Consider the following 15,701-nt stretch of genomic DNA (forward strand, 5'->3'; position numbering starts at 1 on the left):
GGCCGGGGCGCTGACCAGGTTGCCCTCGGTGAAGGCACCGTCGATGGCAATGTCGGCATAGGTGCCACCCGCCCGTTCCACCTCGTAACGGCAGGCCGGGTAGGCCGAGCAGGTACGCCCTTTGAGCACGTCTGCCCCGGCCAGCAGTTGTGCACCATGGCAGATCGCGGCCACCGGTTTGTTGGCACTGAAAAAGTGCTGCACCACAGCCACCACCGCCGGGTAGGTGCGCAGGTACTCGGGGCCACGGCCACCGGGGATCACCAGCGCGTCGTAGTCCTGCGCCTGGATGTCGGCAAACGTGGCATTCAGGCTGAAGTTGTGGCCCGGCTTTTCGCTGTAGGTCTGGGCCCCTTCAAAGTCGTGGATCGCGGTCTTGATCTGGTCACCCGCTTTTTTGTCGGGGCACACCGCATGCACCGTGTGGCCCACGGTCAGCAGCACCTGGAACGGCACCATGGTTTCGTAGTCCTCGCAGTAGTCACCACAGATCATCAGTATCTTTTTGGCTGCCATGTTGGTCTCCTGTTGGTTGGTCGGCCCGTGCATTGTTGGGTGGGCTGCTGCGCTTGTGGTGGTAGCGGGTTGTGACAGCCGCGTCTGTTTGGCGGGCTGCGGTTTACCTGGCACGTAAAATGCGCCGCTTTCTTCAACCAGCAGCCACTTGTACCCACCCATGCCCACGAGCCACCGATCCGACTACGATGAACTGGGCGAACTGTTGCTGGACATTGGTGTGATGCTGATGGTCTCGGGCGCCAATACCGAGCGCATCAAGATCACCGTGGAGCGCATCGCCAATGCCTTTGCCTGTGTGCCTGATTTGCTGATCACCAACCACGCGCTGATGCTGACCCTGACCTACCCGGACAGCAACAAGGTGTTCACCAGTGTCAAGTGGATGCCCGGCATGCACCTCAATTTCAACCTGATCTCCGACATCAGCACCATGAGCTGGCAGATCGTGCTGGAAAAGTGGTCGGTGGCGCGGATTGCCGAAGAGCTCAAGGTGCTCAACCGCAAACCGCTGTACCCCAGATACCTGGTGCTGCTGTTGGTGGCGCTGGCCGGTGCCTCCTTTTGCCGGCTGTTTGGCGGCAACCTGACCGAAATGCTGGCGGTGTTTGTGGCCTCGTTTTGTGGCCTGTATGTGCGCCAAGAAGCGATCAAGCTCAAGTTCAATTTCTACGTCTCGATCTTTTTTGCTGCGGCCACCGCCGCGCTGGTGGCGGGTTCGTATTTCTACCTGCATCCCGACGAGGTCTACAGCCACGCGTTCTCCACCTCGGTGTTGTTCCTGATTCCCGGTGTGCCGATGATCCATGCCATTTCTGACCTGATGGATGGCCACACCCTCAATGGCATCGTGCGCGGTGTCAATGTGATGATCATGGCGTTTGCCATTGCCCTGGGGCTGACCGTCGCCCTGGTGGCCTACAAGTTCTGAGCCATGAATACCCTGTTGTTTCTCGAAAAAGGCATCTGGCTGGGTTGTGCCGCCATCGGTTTTGCGGTCTTGTTCAATGTGCCTCGGCGCACGCTGGGCACCATTTTTGTGATTGCCGCTCTGGGCGGGCTGGTCAAGGTTGGCCTGGTGCAGCAGGGTGCGGTGGCGGCCCTGGCCACCTTGGCCGGTGCGGCGCTGATTGGCCTGCTCAGTGTGCTGGCGGCGCACCAGCGCAAGGCGCCGCCGATGATTTTTGCGATTCCGGCGGTGATCCCGATGATTCCCGGCTTTTTTGCCTACCAGGCCATGGTGGGCATGATCGAGCTGACGGTTGAAAAAGACCCGGTGCTCTACAGCAAGATCTTTTTTGCCACGGTCAACAACGGTTTGTCGGCCTTTTTTGTGATGCTGGCGCTGTCGGTGGGGGTGGCCATTCCGATGCTGATCTCACGCAAACAGACCATCAAACGCCTGCAACCTGATGAAAATCTGGAAGTGGAGATGGAATAAGGACTGGTCTCTGACCAGCCCTTCACTCTAAAAGCTGTAGCTGCCAGCCCAATAAAAAAGGGCTGGAGGCCGATTTACACATCACTCAGCTGGTCAGCCGGGTCAGTGCTTCCTGGTATTTGGCCGAGGTTTTGTCGATGACCTCGCGCGGCAGATGCGGTGCCGGTGGCGTTTTGCTCCAGAGCCGGCCACCGACCTGGGCGGTTTCCAGCCAGTCGCGCAAAAACTGTTTGTCGTAACTCGGCGGGTTGACACCTTCCACATAACTCTCGGCCGGCCAGTAGCGAGAGGAGTCGGGGGTCAGCACCTCGTCCATCAGCACCAGGGTGCCGTCCTTGTCCAGGCCAAATTCAAACTTGGTGTCGGCAATGATGATGCCCTTGGTCGCGGCAATCTCGCTGGCAGCCTTGTAGATGGCGATGCTGATGTCGCGGATGCGTGTGGCCAGATCGGCGCCAATCATCTCGACGGTTTTCTCGAAGGTGATGTTTTCATCATGTTCACCCATCTCGGCCTTGGCGGCGGGGGTGTAGATAGGTTCGGGCAATTTGCTGGCGTTTTTCAGGCCCGCTGGCAGGGGCACACCACAGACCGACTGGCTGGCCTGGTATTCCTTCCAGCCGCTACCGGCCAGGTAACCACGCACCACCGCTTCCACCGGAATTGGTTTGAGGCGTTTGACCAACATCGAGCGGCCAGTCACCTGCGGCACTTCGGCGGGCGTGACGACGCTTTCGGGCGCCTCACCGGTGAGGTGGATCGGGCACAGGTTCAGGCCCTTGGGGCCGAGTTTGTCAAACCAGAACAGTGCCATCTGGGTCAGCAGCACACCTTTGCCGGGAATCGGCTGGCCCATGATCACGTCAAAGGCACTGATGCGGTCGCTGGCCACCATCAGGATGCGGTCGTCACCCACTGCGTAGTTGTCGCGCACCTTGCCGCGAGCCAGCAGGGTCAGCGAGGTCAGGGATGAGGTGTGAACGGTGGTTTCAGCAGAGGTGGTCATGGAATGGGTGCCAGTCAAAAGAGTCAATCAAGCCAAGGGGTGAGTTTAGGTTCAATGCGCCGATTTTCCACGCTGGCGGGTGTGATTGATCGGGTTGGATGAGGTCTTTGCCGCTGCCTGGCCCGGTATTGCCGACCACACACGTTGATGTGGCACGGAATGGCATTTTGAATTAACAAAATTCATAGCTTTAACCCCTTTAATTAAAAGGGCCAGAGGCACATCTTCTATATAAAAAGCCACCCGCAGGTGGCTTGTCCGCAGCGTTGTGGCTGGATCAGTTGACCACCTGCGCCAACTCACCCCTCACGTATTTGGCGGCCACCACTGTCAGGCTGTCGCCTTTGATGCTGGCGGCCTGGCCTTCGCAACCAAATTCCAGGTAACGCTGTTTGCACAGTTGTTTGGCGGCTTCGCGGGCCGGTTTGAGCCAGTCGCGGGCGTCGAACTTGTCGGGGTTTTCGAACAGAAATTTGCGCACCGCCGCGGTCATGGCCAGGCGAATGTCGGTGTCGATGTTGATCTTGCGCACCCCAAACTTGATGGCCTTCTGGATCTCCGCCACTGGCACGCCATAGGTTTCCTTCATCTTGCCACCGTACTGGTTGATGATCGCCAAATACTCTTGCGGCACGCTGCTTGAGCCATGCATCACCAGGTGCGTGTTGGGCAGGCGCGCGTGGATTTCCATCACGCGGTTTATCGCGAGGATGTCACCGGTGGGCTGGCGGCTGAACTTGTAGGCGCCGTGGCTGGTGCCAATCGCAATCGCCAGTGCGTCGAGTTGGGTGCGTTTGACAAACTCGGCGGCCTGCTCCGGGTCGGTGAGCATCTGCTCGCGGGTCATGGAGGCGTCGGTGCCGTGGCCGTCTTCTTTGTCACCCTTCATGGTTTCCAGGCTGCCCAGGCAGCCGAGTTCGCCCTCAACCGTCACCCCCACGGCGTGGGCCATGTCAACCACCTTGCGGGTGACCTCCACGTTGTATTCAAAACTGGCGATGGTTTTGCCGTCACCTTCCAGGCTGCCGTCCATCATCACCGAGCTGAAACCCAGATTGATCGCGCCCTGGCAAACGGCCGGGTTCTGACCGTGGTCCTGGTGCATGACAAGCGGAATATGTGGGTAGCTCTCGATGGCGGCCTGGATCAGGTGTTTGATGAAGGGTTCACCGGCGTATTTCCGCGCACCGGCGCTGGCTTGCAGGATCACCGGTGAGCCGACCTCGGCGGCGGCAGACATCACGGCCTGGACTTGCTCCAGGTTGTTGACATTAAAGGCGGGGATGCCGTAGCCGTTGACAGCGGCGTGGTCCAACAGTTCGCGCATAGAAACAAGTGCCATGGTGGTGTCCTTGGTGAGTTTTGACAAATGTGCATTTTGAAATACAAAAGCACACAAAACCCTTACGGCAAACCCTAAGCCAGGCCTTGGCTGGCGGTTTCCGGCAAAGACCTTGGCCAAAAAGACATCTTCCCCACATCGTGGCCATGAAAAAAGGGCCGATGTTGCCATCGGCCCTTTTTGACACGGTTGGCCTGTTTTACAGGGTGTTCACCGCATTGAGTTCTTTGAAGGCCTGTTCCAGGCGGCCGATCATGCCAAGTTGGCCAGCACGTTGCCAGACACGTGGGTCATAAAACTTCTTGTTGGGTTTGTCGTCACCGTCGGGGTTGCCGATTTGGCCTTGCAGGTAGCCTTCGTTCTTTTTGTAGAAGTTCATCACCCCTTCCCAGGTCGCCCATTGGGTGTCGGTGTCGATGTTCATCTTGACCACGCCGTAGCTGATGGCTTCCTTGATCTCGTCGGCGCTGGAACCCGAGCCACCGTGGAACACAAAGTCCAGCGTGTTGGGCGCGACCTTGTATTTTTCCGAGACAAATTTTTGCGAGTTGTCGAGGATCTTGGGTGTGAGCTTGACGTTGCCCGGCTTGTAGACACCGTGCACATTGCCAAACGAGGCGGCAATGGTGAAACGGGGGCTGATCTTGCTCAGCTCTTCATAAGCGTAGGCCACATCTTCGGGCTGGGTGTAGAGCAGGGAATGGTCCAGGCCGCTGTTGTCCACACCGTCTTCTTCACCGCCGGTCACACCCAGTTCAATCTCCAGCGTCATGCCCATCTTGGCCATACGGGCCAGGTATTTGCCGCAGATTTCGATGTTTTCCTTGAGAGGTTCTTCCGACAGATCCAGCATGTGGGAGCTGAACAGGGGTTTGCCGGTTTCAGCAAAGTGTTTTTCACCAGCGTCGAGCAGACCGTCGATCCACGGCAGCAGCTTTTTGGCGGCATGGTCGGTGTGCAAAATCACTGGCACACCGTAGGCCTGCGCCATCAGGTGCACGTGTTTGGCACCAGAAATACCACCCAGAATGGCCGCTTGCTGGCCGTCAAGCTTCAAGCCTTTACCGGCCACAAACCCCGCACCGCCGTTGGAGAACTGGATCACCACCGGGGCCTTGACCTTGGCCGCCGCTTCCAGCACCGCGTTGACGGAGTCGGTGCTGATGACGTTCACGGCGGGCATCGCAAACTTGTTGGCTTTGCAAATGGCGAAGATTTTTTGCACATCGTCACCCGACACCACGCCAGGTTGAACCACGTCGAGAATTTTTTGAGACATTGACGATCCTTTTCAGTTAGTTGAGTTGAGGAAGAAAAAACCGGGGCCATGCTGACACAGTCAACCCCAGCAAGTCGCGCGTCTCTGGGCGACCCGGTGCGGCGCGGGGCCGTCTGGCTGAGGTAAAACAGTGTGTAGCGGTCATTTTGGGCAAATTTGACAAGGGCAACAACGGGTTGGCATCTGCTCGACGCCATCCCGCCCCACACGATTTCCAGCAAGTCACATATCAAAAAATCTGCACTTGCGCGCTGATTGTCGTGGTCTGGCCAAAGCAAAGCTTAACCAACATCAAACATTAATGTAATCGTTTTCATGAATGCCCCTGAACCAGGGCTGGACGCCCAGAAACAGCCTGTTGGCCCCGCTCAGTCCTGCCCCGCGTCCGCACCAACAAAAAAGCCACCTCGCGGTGGCTTTGTGACGGCTGACCCCAGGTCACCCTGGGTTGTCAGGCCGCCAGTTCGGCCTCGATACGCGCCTTGGTGTCAGTCAAGGCCTTGGGCAGGTGGTAAGCCAGTTTGGCAAAGAGTTCGTTGTGCAATGCCATCTCGTCCTTCCAGGCGGCCTTGTCGATGCTGGTGACGGTCTTGAACTGCGCTTCAGAGAAGTCCAGGCCTTTCCAGTTGATGGCCGCATAGGTCGGCGTGAGGCCGAAGAAGTACTCTTCACTTTGGGGTGCGGTGCCATCCAGGCGGTCCAGAATCCACTTGAGCACACGCATGTTTTCGCCATAACCCGGCCAGGCAAACTTGCCATCCGCATCCTTGCGGAACCAGTTGGTGGTGTAGATCTTGGGCAGCTTGACACCTTGGGCCTCCAGCTTGGCACCCAGGGTCAGCCAGTGTTGGAAGTAGTCACTCATGTTGTATCCGGTGAACGGCAACATGGCAAACGGGTCACGCCGCACCACACCGGCCTGGCCAACCGCTGCTGCGGTGGTTTCCGAGCCCATGGTGGCGGCCATGTAGACACCGTCGACCCAACTGCGCGCTTCGGTCACCAGCGGCACCGTGTTGGCACGCCGACCGCCGAACATGAAGGCGTCGATCGGCACACCTGCGGGATTGTCCCATTCGGGGTCAAGCGCTGGGTTGTTGGTGGCTGACACCGTGAAACGCGAGTTGGGGTGCGCTGCCTTGGCACCAGTGGCCTTGGCAATCTCAGGTGTCCAGTCGTTGCCTTTCCAGTCGATCAAATGCGATGGCAGGGCCTTGCCGGGGGTGTCGTACTCCAGGCCTTCCCACCAGACATCCCCATCATCGGTCAGGGCGACGTTGGTGTAGATCACGTTTTTGTCCAGGCACAACATGCAGTTCGGGTTGGTCAACATGTTGGTACCCGGTGCCACACCAAAATAACCTGCTTCTGGATTGATCGCGTACAACTTGCCATCGGCACCGGGCTTGATCCAGGCGATGTCGTCGCCCACGGTGGTGATCTTCCAGCCTTCAAAACCAGCCGGTGGCACCAGCATGGCAAAGTTGGTTTTGCCACAGGCGCTTGGGAAAGCCGCCGCCACATAGTGTTTTTTGCCTGCGGGGTTGGTGGCGCCCAGAATCATCATGTGTTCGGCCAGCCAGCCTTCGTCACGCGCCATGTTGGAGGCGATGCGCAGTGCAAAACACTTCTTGCCGAGCAGTGCATTGCCACCGTAGCCCGAGCCAAAGCTCCAGATTTCACGGGTTTCCGGGTAGTGGACGATGTACTTGTTGGTGTTGCACGGCCAGGTCACATCTTTTTGACCAGGTGTCAAAGGCGCACCCACGCTGTGGACACAGGGGACGAACGCACCGTCGGCACCCAGCACGTCGTAGACGGCTTTGCCCATGCGCGTCATGATTTTCATGTTGACCGCCACGTAGGCACTGTCGGAGAGTTCGATGCCGATGTGGGCAATCGGGCTGCCCAGCGGCCCCATGCTGAACGGGATCACATACATGGTGCGGCCTTGCATACAACCGTCAAACAAGGCCTTGGTGCCATCGGCCTGGCCGGTCTGCAGCAGCGCACGCATCTCGGTCGGAGCCATCCAGTTGTTGGTGGGGCCGGCGTTTTCCTTCTTGTCGGAGCAGATGAAGGTGCGGTCTTCGACCCGGGCCACGTCGCTGGGGTCACTGCAGGCCAGAAAGCTGTTGGGCCGTTTGACCGGGTTGAGCTTCTTGAAAGTGCCTGCGTCCACCAGCAGCTGGCACAGGCGGTTGTATTCCTCTTCCGAACCGTCACACCAGTACACGGCGTCGGGGCGGGTCAGGGCGGCGATCTCTGCCACCCAGGAAATCAGACCTTGGTTGCGCACATAAGCGGGGGCATTGCGGGATAAGTCATGCTGCGTTTCGGCGTTCATTGAACCTCCTGGTAAAAACCGTTTCATTGCATCAAGCAAAACTTATTGTGAGCGTTTCACCTTACCTGAAACTGTTCAAACGCAAGGAAACTGATTTTTGTTAACTGCATTTGACAAAAATATTTTTCAGCAGAATGACGTAAGCCGCAGCGCAGACAAGGCGCGGCTGCAAATGCAGTCGAATGGAACGGAGAACGCCAGCAGGAGAGGGTATCCGCGTGAGACCAAGGGTCCTGGGGTTTCGAGCGTTTTTGGCCTCTATCCCTTATGAATCAAGGGCATGTTGCTATATAAATGCTATTAGGAAGCTTGGCAGAAGCAGGCTGCTTACCTGGCTGTCTCGGTGTGGGCCAGCCGGGTCAGACGTTGAGCCATTCCGAGTTCAGATAACAGCCGCAGCCCAGCAGGTGCTGCTGGTCCAGCGGGATCACGTACGAGGTTTTGGCCTGGGTTTCGCGGCTGACCGGGTTGGTGATCACGTAATTGACCCAGCCACCTTGTTCCCTGTCACACACCACCCAGGCGTCGGCAATCAGTTTTTCCGCGTCCAGACCGGGAATCACACGCAAGTCGGTGTTGTCTTTCTCGGGCAAAGCGCCGTGCACCTGGTAGATGCCGCCACGGTCAAAAATGAAGATGTAGAGGTCGCGGTCGATGAACGGTTTGCTGCGGTCGTGGAAGTCACGCACTGCCTGGGCGTAACCCACCTGGCGCAGGTGCGCCAGTGCGTTCAGCGCCAGCTGGCGCGCCTGGTCGGCGGTGCCCTGGTGCAAGCGGATGTCGCCGACCGAGACCTCCAGAATCGAAGCCTGGTTGATCAGGCGCTCGGCGTTGACACCGGCGCGGCCGACCAGCACCGCGTTCTCCTGGGTCAGCACGTCGAGGTCACCCACCGCGTGCACCACTTCTTCGAGGGCAGCGCTTTGCGAGGCGCTGCCCTCGGCCATGACATTGATGTTGGTGGCAATGCCGCCAATGCCGGAGATCAGGCTGGCCATGCTGTCGTTGATCTGTTTGATGCCATGCACCGTTTCACCCACGCGTTTGGACGACTCGGCAATCAGGTCACGGATTTCAGCAGCCGCGCCCTGGCTGCGTTTGGCCAGGTTGCGCACCTCGGCCGCCACCACGGCAAAACCCCGGCCTTGTTCACCGGCACGCGCCGCCTCCACCGCGGCATTGAGCGCCAGCAAATTGGTCTGGAAAGCGATGCCGTCGATCACCCCGATGATCTCGGACATGCGTTTGGAGGTCACCTCCAGCGGACCCATGCTTTGCATGGCCTCGGTCATCTTTTTACCAGCTGAATCGGCTTCCTGGTGCAGGCTGGATGTCATCTGGCTGACCTGTTGTGCCGCCTGGGCGTTGCGCGCCACCGTTTCGCTGACATGTTTGACGTGGACCGAGGTCTGTTGCAGGTGCTGGCCTTGGGCCTGCGCACGTTCTGCCAAGCCGCGGGTGTCTTCGACCAGGGTTTTGCCGGTGTCACCTAACAACACGGCCGCGGTGCGTATGTTGGCCACCATGCTCGACATGTTGGTGACCATCTGCTGCAACTGCCGCCCAAAGCGTCCCAGAGACGGCGTCTTGCCAGACGCCGCTTGCGACAGGTCGCCGTGTGACACCTGGGTCATGGCGCTGTCCATGTGTTGTGCCTCATCACTCATGAGGCTGGCGTAGGCCGCTTGCAAATACAGCCAGATGAGCAGCCCCACCAGCCCGAGCCCACCAAACAGGGCACCTTCCTGCTCGTGGGCCACCAAAGCTGTCAACCACATGATCCCCATGGCCAGCCACATCAGCAGCATCGGGATCGACAACACCCAAAAACGCCAGCGGGCCGACAAAAGCCTGAGCAAAGTGATTCCCGGCGACAGCAGATTCATGGGCTTCTTTCAGATCAGCCTGAGATAGGCGGTTGGGCCTCAGAGCCTGCCCCAGAAACACCTCTGGATAAGCCAGAGATGGGGGCCAGAGGGGCTCAGCTCATTCTAGGGGCCACCTCGTTGTGGTGCCGTCAGGGCTTCTACCAACTCCAAACCAAATGCAGCGGCAGGTACACCAGCATGCCCACCACAATCGTGCCCAGCACCGCCTGCCGCTGGGCCTTGTGTCCCAGAAACCAGGCCGTGCCAGCCAGTGCGGCAAACAGCCGGGCGTCTTGCCAGCTGTGGATGAACTCACCCTGGGTCATGACCAGTTCGGGAACAATCACCGCCGCCAGGGCCGCAATCGGTGCATATTGCAAACCGCGCTGCATCCAGCCGGGCAACTGCCAGGGGCGACTGGAGAGGAAAAACAGCGAACGTGTCAACACCGTGATGGCGGTCAGACCGAGGATCACCAGCACGGTCCAGAGATCGGTTTCGGCGCTCACGGCGTGGTCTCCACCCGGGTGTTTTTGGCCCGCTGGGCCGCCTCCAGCATCAGGCTCATGGCCACCGCAGCGGCAATCGCCACCAGGATGTTGAGCTTGAAGGGCAGGGCAAATGCTGCCACCGCTGCCGCCCCGGCCACACCGGCGCTGACCCAGCGCAGCGGGCCCGACGCCAGCGACAACAAGACCCCGAGCAGCGCCAAGATGCCAGCAAAACCCAGCCCCCAGCTCGCCGGGATCAGGCCCGCCAACACAATGCCCAGCACCGTGAAACTTTCCCAGGAGGCCCAACTGAGCCCGCAGTTGCCAGCCAGATAGGCTTGCTGCGCCTGGAGTTGCTCCGGGCTGCTGCCATGCTGCGGGTAACGCCGGGTGAACTGCACATAACTCAGGTCGGTCAGCAGATAACCGGTGAGCAGCCGCTCACGCAATGGCAAATGCATCAGATAGGGGCGCATGTGGGCGCTGAACACCACAAAACGCAGGTTGACACACCAGCCGGTGGCCAGCACCACCCAGGCGGGTGCGCCAGCGGCGATCAGCGGGATGGCCGCCAGCTGCGAACTGCCAGCAAACACAATCAAGCCCATCAACAAGGACTCAAAGGTGCTCAGCCCCGAGTTCACCATGGCCACGCCGGTCATCAGCGCCCAGGCGGCCAACCCCGGCGCCGCCCCCAGCGCATCCATCACCCCCACCCGAAATTCGGGGTGCCGGAACAAGGAGGGCTTCAAAAACACGGGCGTAACCTAACCCAGCAGCGTGCCCGGCCGCAGTGGCACACCACGCAGGAAGTCGGCCACGCTCAGGCGTTTGCCACCGGCGCGTTGCAATTCGGTGATGTGGACGATGGAATCCATAGCAGCGACGGCAATGTGGTCCTGGGCTACAGCCACAATTTGCCCGCAAACTTGGTCGGCCGAGGGTTGACCCGGGCCGATGCAAGCGGCCCACACCTTGAGCGGCTCACCGGCCAGCAAGGTGCTGGCACCCGGCGCCGGGTTGAAGGCCCGCACCCGCCGGGTGATGGTCTCTGCGCTCTGGCGCCAGTCGATCACCGCCTCGACCTTCTCGACCTTGGTAGCGTAGGTGATACCTTCAGTGGGCTGGCGCACCGCCTGGAGTGCGCCTTGCTGCAACAACTGCAGTGCCTGCACCATCAACACACCACCCAGGTTTGCCAGCTGGTCGTGCAGGCTGCCGGTGGTGTCGGTGGTCAGAATCGGCAGCGACTGCGTCAGCAACATGTCACCGGTGTCGAGCCCGGCATCCATCTGCATGATGGTGATGCCGGTCTGTGCGTCCCCGGCCTCAATGGCGCGGTGGATCGGCGCCGCACCACGCCAGCGTGGCAACAAGGAGCCATGGATGTTGAAGCAGCCGTGCCGGGGTAGATCCAGCACCCACTGCGGCAGGATCAGGCCGTAGGCCGCCACCACCATCGCGTCTGCTTGCGCGGCTTGCAGCAGATCTTGTGCCGCTTGGGCCTCCTCGGGGTATTTGCCATCCAGACGCAGGCTGCGCGGCTGGGCCACGGGGATGCCATGTTGCAAGGACAGTTGTTTGACCGGCGAAGCTTGTAATTTGAGACCGCGCCCGGCCGGGCGGTCTGGTTGGGTCAGCACCAGCGTGATCTGATGGCCTGCGGCCAGCAGCTGGGCAAGCGCAACCGCAGCGAATTCCGGCGTACCGGCAAAGACCAGCTTCAAACCAGCTTGGCAACGCGGCCGTCGCGCTGCGCTTTGAGCAATTTGGTCTTGATGCGGTTGCGTTTGAGCGGCGACAAGTACTCGACAAACACCTTGCCCAGCAGGTGGTCCATCTCGTGTTGCAGGCACACCGCGAGCAGGCCATCGGCTTCGATCACGCGGGATTTGCCTTCACGGTCCAGTGCCTCGACCTTGACCGCATCATGGCGTATCACACCATCGTAAATGCCGGGCACCGACAGGCAGCCTTCTTCGTTGAGGTGTGTTTCGGGGCTGGTCCAGACCAGCGTGGGGTTGATCACCACCAGCGGGCTGTCGCGCCCCTCCGAGGTGTCCAGAACAACCACACGTTCATGCACATCTACCTGGGTGGCGGCCAGCCCCACACCGTTGGCCTCGTACATGGTTTCCAGCATGTCGTCGACCAGTGTCTGGATGCGGTCATCAACCGCCACCACGGGTTTGGCCACCGTGTGCAGCCGGGTGTCTGGGTAGCAAATAATTGTCAGTAATGCCATAGTATGTGTCCTGCGATGTCGTTATTTTCGCTATATTTTTGTCTGGTTGCACAATCGCAGGGTGAGAATCGTTGTCCAATCAAGGGCTTGGGCGCAAAATCTCACGCGATACAACAAGGTACGAACCACATGCCTCACACTTTCCTTCGAGCAGCACTCACCCCTCTGGCTTGTGTCACGCTGGCGTTTGGCTGGCTCGCCGCCGGGGCTGCCCAGGCGCAGAACTTCCCCGTCTCAGCCCAGCAGCGTGCCACCGCCAACCAGGTGGCTCAAGCCGGGGTGGCTTTGACGGAGCTGCGGTCTGATGCGCCGCAGAGTTACACCATCCAGTCGGGCGATACCTTGTGGTCCATTTCCGGTCTGTTCCTGACATCACCCTGGCGCTGGCCCGAGCTGTGGGGCATGAACATGGCTGACATTCGCAACCCGCACCTGATTTATCCGGGACAAACACTGTACTTGGTCACCGCCAATGGCCGCGCCCGGTTGAGCACCCAAGCCAACATTGACGGAGGCATCCCCACGGTGCGTTTGTCCCCGCGTACGCGGATTGAAGGGGTGGCTGACAACGCCTTGCCCACTTTGCAGAACCACCTTATCGAACCCTTCCTGTCCGAGGGGATTGTGGTGGACGATCAGACCATGAACCAGGCGCCACGCATCGTCGCCACCCAGGATGGACGGGTGTTCCTAACCCGCGGTGACCGCGCTTATGTCCGCAGCAGCTCGGGCGACCTGATGGACGATCCGACGCAGAAACAAAAAGCCTACCGCATCTTTCGCGACACCAAGCCGCTGAAAGACCCGGTGACCGGGGAAGTGCTGGGTTTTGAGGCGCCTTACCTGGGCAAAGCCTTGCTGGCACGCAGCGAAGGGACGCAGACCTCTGCCCCGTCAGCGGTCGACGCACCTTCAGAGGTGATTCCAGCGACCTTCGACATCGTGGATGTGAAGGAAGAAATCCGCGTGGGTGACCGCCTCTTGCCCGAGCCACCTCGGCAGTTGCTGAACTATGTACCACACGCCCCGGCCAGCCCGGTGGATGCACGCATCGTCTCGATTTACGGCACGGCCGTGGTCAATGCGGCGCAAAACCAGGTGGTGATCCTTAACAAAGGCAGCCTGGACGGGCTGGAAAATGGGCATGTGCTGGCTATTTTGCAGAGTGGTGCCCGCATCGTTGACAAGACCGACCCGGCGCTGGCCAACATCAAGCTGCCCGATGAGCGCAACGGCTTGCTGATGGTGTTTCGCACCTTCGACAAGCTGTCCTACGGCTTGGTGCTGGACATTGTCAGCGGTGTCAAGGTGGGTGACCGGCTCGTCAACCCACGTTAACAGCTGGCACTGGCACCCCCTGGCTTGAGCCACAGACACACGCAACGTTGTGGAACGTGACGAACTAGCTGCCTGGCTGAGACTGAGCCTGACCCCGGGCGTGGGCAACGACAGTGCCCGCAAACTGCTGGCCGCTTTTGGTCTGCCGCAGGCGATCTTTGAACAAAGCATCGCCGCCTTGAAACAAGTGGTGAGCCCAGCCCGAGCCCAGGCACTGGGCACCGAACCGACCCAACTGGCTGAGCTGCTGGAGCGCACCTGGACTTGGCTGCAGCAGGACGCAGAACACGGCATACGCCGCAAAGTCGCTACCCTGGGTGACACGCTTTACCCCAACGCCTTGCTGAACCTCGACGCCCCGCCTTTGATGCTGTACCTGCTTGGCAACGCAGCTTTTAAAGAAAATGGGCCTTCAGCCTTTTTAGATAAAGGGCAGACAGCTTCTGAAAACATAGCGACTTGCAACACCATCGACACCAGCCTCAGCCTGGCCATGGTGGGCAGCCGCAACCCCACACCCCAAGGCGCAGCCAACGCGCGTCTGTTTGCCAGGTCGTTTGCCCAGGCCGGGCTGACCGTGGTCAGTGGTTTGGCGCTGGGCATTGACGGTGCCGCCCACGAAGGCGCGCTGGACGGCGCCAGTGTCAGCCACCAGGCCGTCACCGTTGCGGTGGTGGGCACTGGCTTGGACCGTGTTTACCCTCGGGCGCACCGGGATTTGGCGCACCGCATTGCCCAGCACGGGCTGCTGCTGAGTGAGTACCCGCTGGGTACCCCACCGCTCACCGCCAATTTCCCCAAACGCAACCGCTTGATTGCCGGGCTGGCGCAGGGCACGTTGGTGGTGGAGGCAGCGCTGCAATCGGGCTCTCTGATCACCGCACGCCTCACGGCCGAACAGGGGCGCGAGGTGTTTGCCATTCCCGGGTCGATTCACGCCGCGCAGTCGCGCGGCTGCCACGCACTGATCAAGCAGGGCGCCAAATTGGTCGAGTCGGCGCAGGATGTGCTGGAGGAGTTGCAGTGGCCGGGCAGTTTGCCAATAGCGACAACAGTTGCAGCTACTGACCCAGAAGATATAAGGGCTGAGGCCGATTTTTCTCAGAATTCACCGCTGCTCATGGCCATGGGTTTTGACCCGGTCGGGCTGGAGGCCTTGCAGGCCCGTACCGGCCTCAACACCGCCGATCTTCAAGCCCAGTTGATGGGTTTGGAGCTGGATGGCTTGGTGGCGCGGCTGGCGGGTGGCCTGTTTCAGCGCCAGGGTGGCTGAGGTCTGATTCCCGGCCCAGTTTGAGGGTTTGGGGTGCTCGGGCGGCGGTATATTGAGGCCATGTTTGAAGTCCTCGCGTTTGTTTACGACAACTACCTTGACAGCGATGCATGCCCAGAACTGCTGGCCTTGCACCGCACCTTGAACACCCAGGGCTTTGCCGCCAGCGAAGTGGATGCGGCCTTGTTCTGGCTGGAGGACTTGAGATTTGCGGCGCGCCAGTTGCCCACCACGCCGTTGGTGGCGGCCCCTCCAGTGCCCGGTGCCGCCGCCATGCGGGTGTTGTCTGAGCCTGAGAAGCGTCGGCTTGGTGTGGCCGGTTGGGGATTTCTGGTTTTTCTGGTGTCGGCGGGTGCGCTGTTCACCTTGGAGCTGGAGCTGGTGATGGACCGGGTCACTGCCGCCGGCCCGGGCCCCATCGGGGTGGACGATCTCAAGCTGATTGTGCTGATGGTGTTCTGGGGCCTGCGCCGCACGCCCGATGTGCTGGTGCTGGACGAACTCTACGATCACCAGAGCACACGTCTGGCGAACTGAGGCCGCATGGCTTTTCTC

Annotated in this window: 15 protein-coding genes; 5 read left to right on the forward strand and 10 right to left on the reverse strand. The window is 60.1% G+C overall.

Going from position 1 to position 15,701, the window contains the following annotated elements; translation table 11 throughout:
• Positions 1–516 (reverse strand): DJ-1/PfpI family protein (locus KKO72_RS19230; RefSeq protein ID WP_214942944.1); only part of this gene is annotated, 516 nt, incomplete at its 3' end.
• A gap of 160 nt (positions 517–676) precedes the next feature.
• Between KKO72_RS19230 and KKO72_RS19235 the strand changes: the two genes are divergently transcribed.
• Together KKO72_RS19235 and KKO72_RS19240 are read left to right on the forward strand one after the other, a co-directional pair.
• Positions 677–1,447 (forward strand): threonine/serine exporter ThrE family protein, encoded by a 771-nt coding sequence (locus tag KKO72_RS19235; protein WP_214942947.1) that lies wholly within the window; start codon positions 677–679, stop codon positions 1,445–1,447.
• A gap of 3 nt (positions 1,448–1,450) precedes the next feature.
• Positions 1,451–1,957, forward strand: a complete 507-nt coding sequence (locus tag KKO72_RS19240) for a threonine/serine exporter family protein (protein ID WP_214942949.1) — start codon at positions 1,451–1,453, stop codon at positions 1,955–1,957.
• A gap of 85 nt (positions 1,958–2,042) precedes the next feature.
• Here KKO72_RS19240 and KKO72_RS19245 read toward each other — a convergent pair whose 3' ends face one another.
• The 9 genes from KKO72_RS19245 to def all read right to left on the reverse strand — a co-directional run bounded on the left by KKO72_RS19245 (position 2,043) and on the right by def (position 12,535).
• On the reverse strand, positions 2,043–2,963 hold the full coding sequence (locus KKO72_RS19245; RefSeq protein ID WP_214942952.1) for a phosphoribosylaminoimidazolesuccinocarboxamide synthase: 921 nt from the start codon (positions 2,961–2,963) through the stop codon (positions 2,043–2,045).
• A 277-nt stretch (positions 2,964–3,240) separates the two neighbouring features.
• Positions 3,241–4,305: a class II fructose-bisphosphate aldolase gene (gene fba, locus KKO72_RS19250; protein WP_214942954.1), complete on the reverse strand. Its 1,065-nt coding sequence runs from the start codon at positions 4,303–4,305 to the stop codon at positions 3,241–3,243.
• Between the two features lie 199 nt (positions 4,306–4,504).
• On the reverse strand, positions 4,505–5,584 hold the full coding sequence (gene fbaA, locus KKO72_RS19255) for a class II fructose-bisphosphate aldolase (protein WP_214942957.1): 1,080 nt from the start codon (positions 5,582–5,584) through the stop codon (positions 4,505–4,507).
• Between the two features lie 451 nt (positions 5,585–6,035).
• Entirely contained in the window at positions 6,036–7,931 is a 1,896-nt protein-coding gene (locus tag KKO72_RS19260; protein ID WP_214942960.1) for a phosphoenolpyruvate carboxykinase (GTP), read from the reverse strand.
• Between the two features lie 359 nt (positions 7,932–8,290).
• Positions 8,291–9,817, reverse strand: a complete 1,527-nt coding sequence (locus KKO72_RS19265; protein ID WP_214942963.1) for a methyl-accepting chemotaxis protein — start codon at positions 9,815–9,817, stop codon at positions 8,291–8,293.
• 140 nt (positions 9,818–9,957) lie between these two features.
• Positions 9,958–10,308: an AzlD domain-containing protein gene (locus KKO72_RS19270; RefSeq protein ID WP_214942966.1), complete on the reverse strand. Its 351-nt coding sequence runs from the start codon at positions 10,306–10,308 to the stop codon at positions 9,958–9,960.
• On the reverse strand, positions 10,305–11,048 hold the full coding sequence (locus tag KKO72_RS19275) for an AzlC family ABC transporter permease (protein WP_214942969.1): 744 nt from the start codon (positions 11,046–11,048) through the stop codon (positions 10,305–10,307). Before KKO72_RS19275 ends, KKO72_RS19270 begins: the two co-directional genes overlap by 4 nt.
• A gap of 9 nt (positions 11,049–11,057) precedes the next feature.
• Entirely contained in the window at positions 11,058–12,017 is a 960-nt protein-coding gene (gene fmt / locus KKO72_RS19280) for a methionyl-tRNA formyltransferase (protein WP_214942972.1), read from the reverse strand.
• Positions 12,014–12,535: a peptide deformylase gene (def, locus tag KKO72_RS19285; protein ID WP_180125203.1), complete on the reverse strand. Its 522-nt coding sequence runs from the start codon at positions 12,533–12,535 to the stop codon at positions 12,014–12,016. The genes fmt and def overlap by 4 nt, the downstream gene beginning before the upstream one ends.
• Positions 12,536–12,664: 129 nt before the next feature.
• On the opposite strand from def, the gene KKO72_RS19290 reads away from it, so the two are divergent.
• The 3 genes from KKO72_RS19290 to KKO72_RS19300 are packed head-to-tail and all read left to right on the forward strand — an operon-like array spanning position 12,665 to position 15,683.
• Positions 12,665–13,873 carry a LysM peptidoglycan-binding domain-containing protein gene (locus KKO72_RS19290; protein ID WP_214942975.1) on the forward strand — a complete coding sequence of 403 codons (1,209 nt, stop codon included), beginning with the start codon at positions 12,665–12,667 and terminating at the stop codon, positions 13,871–13,873.
• A gap of 49 nt (positions 13,874–13,922) precedes the next feature.
• Positions 13,923–15,146, forward strand: coding sequence for a DNA-processing protein DprA (gene dprA / locus KKO72_RS19295; RefSeq protein ID WP_214942978.1), 1,224 nt, complete (start codon positions 13,923–13,925; stop codon positions 15,144–15,146).
• A 60-nt stretch (positions 15,147–15,206) separates the two neighbouring features.
• Complete coding sequence (locus KKO72_RS19300; RefSeq protein ID WP_214942981.1) at positions 15,207–15,683, forward strand: DUF494 domain-containing protein; 477 nt, start codon at positions 15,207–15,209, stop codon at positions 15,681–15,683.
• Positions 15,684–15,701 lie beyond the last annotated feature (18 nt).

The sequence above is a fragment of the Rhodoferax sp. U11-2br genome (genome assembly GCF_018619435.1).
Classification (GTDB): domain Bacteria; phylum Pseudomonadota; class Gammaproteobacteria; order Burkholderiales; family Burkholderiaceae_C; genus Rhodoferax.

Coding starts and splice junctions, on each gene's coding strand:
- KKO72_RS19235 (WP_214942947.1), top strand. CDS start 677: ATGCCCACGAGCCACCGATCCGACTACGATGAACTGGGCGAACTGTTG.
- KKO72_RS19240 (WP_214942949.1), top strand. CDS start 1,451: ATGAATACCCTGTTGTTTCTCGAAAAAGGCATCTGGCTGGGTTGTGCC.
- KKO72_RS19245 (WP_214942952.1), bottom strand. CDS start 2,963: ATGACCACCTCTGCTGAAACCACCGTTCACACCTCATCCCTGACCTCG.
- fba (WP_214942954.1), bottom strand. CDS start 4,305: ATGGCACTTGTTTCTATGCGCGAACTGTTGGACCACGCCGCTGTCAAC.
- fbaA (WP_214942957.1), bottom strand. CDS start 5,584: ATGTCTCAAAAAATTCTCGACGTGGTTCAACCTGGCGTGGTGTCGGGT.
- KKO72_RS19260 (WP_214942960.1), bottom strand. CDS start 7,931: ATGAACGCCGAAACGCAGCATGACTTATCCCGCAATGCCCCCGCTTAT.
- KKO72_RS19265 (WP_214942963.1), bottom strand. CDS start 9,817: ATGAATCTGCTGTCGCCGGGAATCACTTTGCTCAGGCTTTTGTCGGCC.
- def (WP_180125203.1), bottom strand. CDS start 12,535: ATGGCATTACTGACAATTATTTGCTACCCAGACACCCGGCTGCACACG.
- KKO72_RS19290 (WP_214942975.1), top strand. CDS start 12,665: ATGCCTCACACTTTCCTTCGAGCAGCACTCACCCCTCTGGCTTGTGTC.
- KKO72_RS19300 (WP_214942981.1), top strand. CDS start 15,207: ATGTTTGAAGTCCTCGCGTTTGTTTACGACAACTACCTTGACAGCGAT.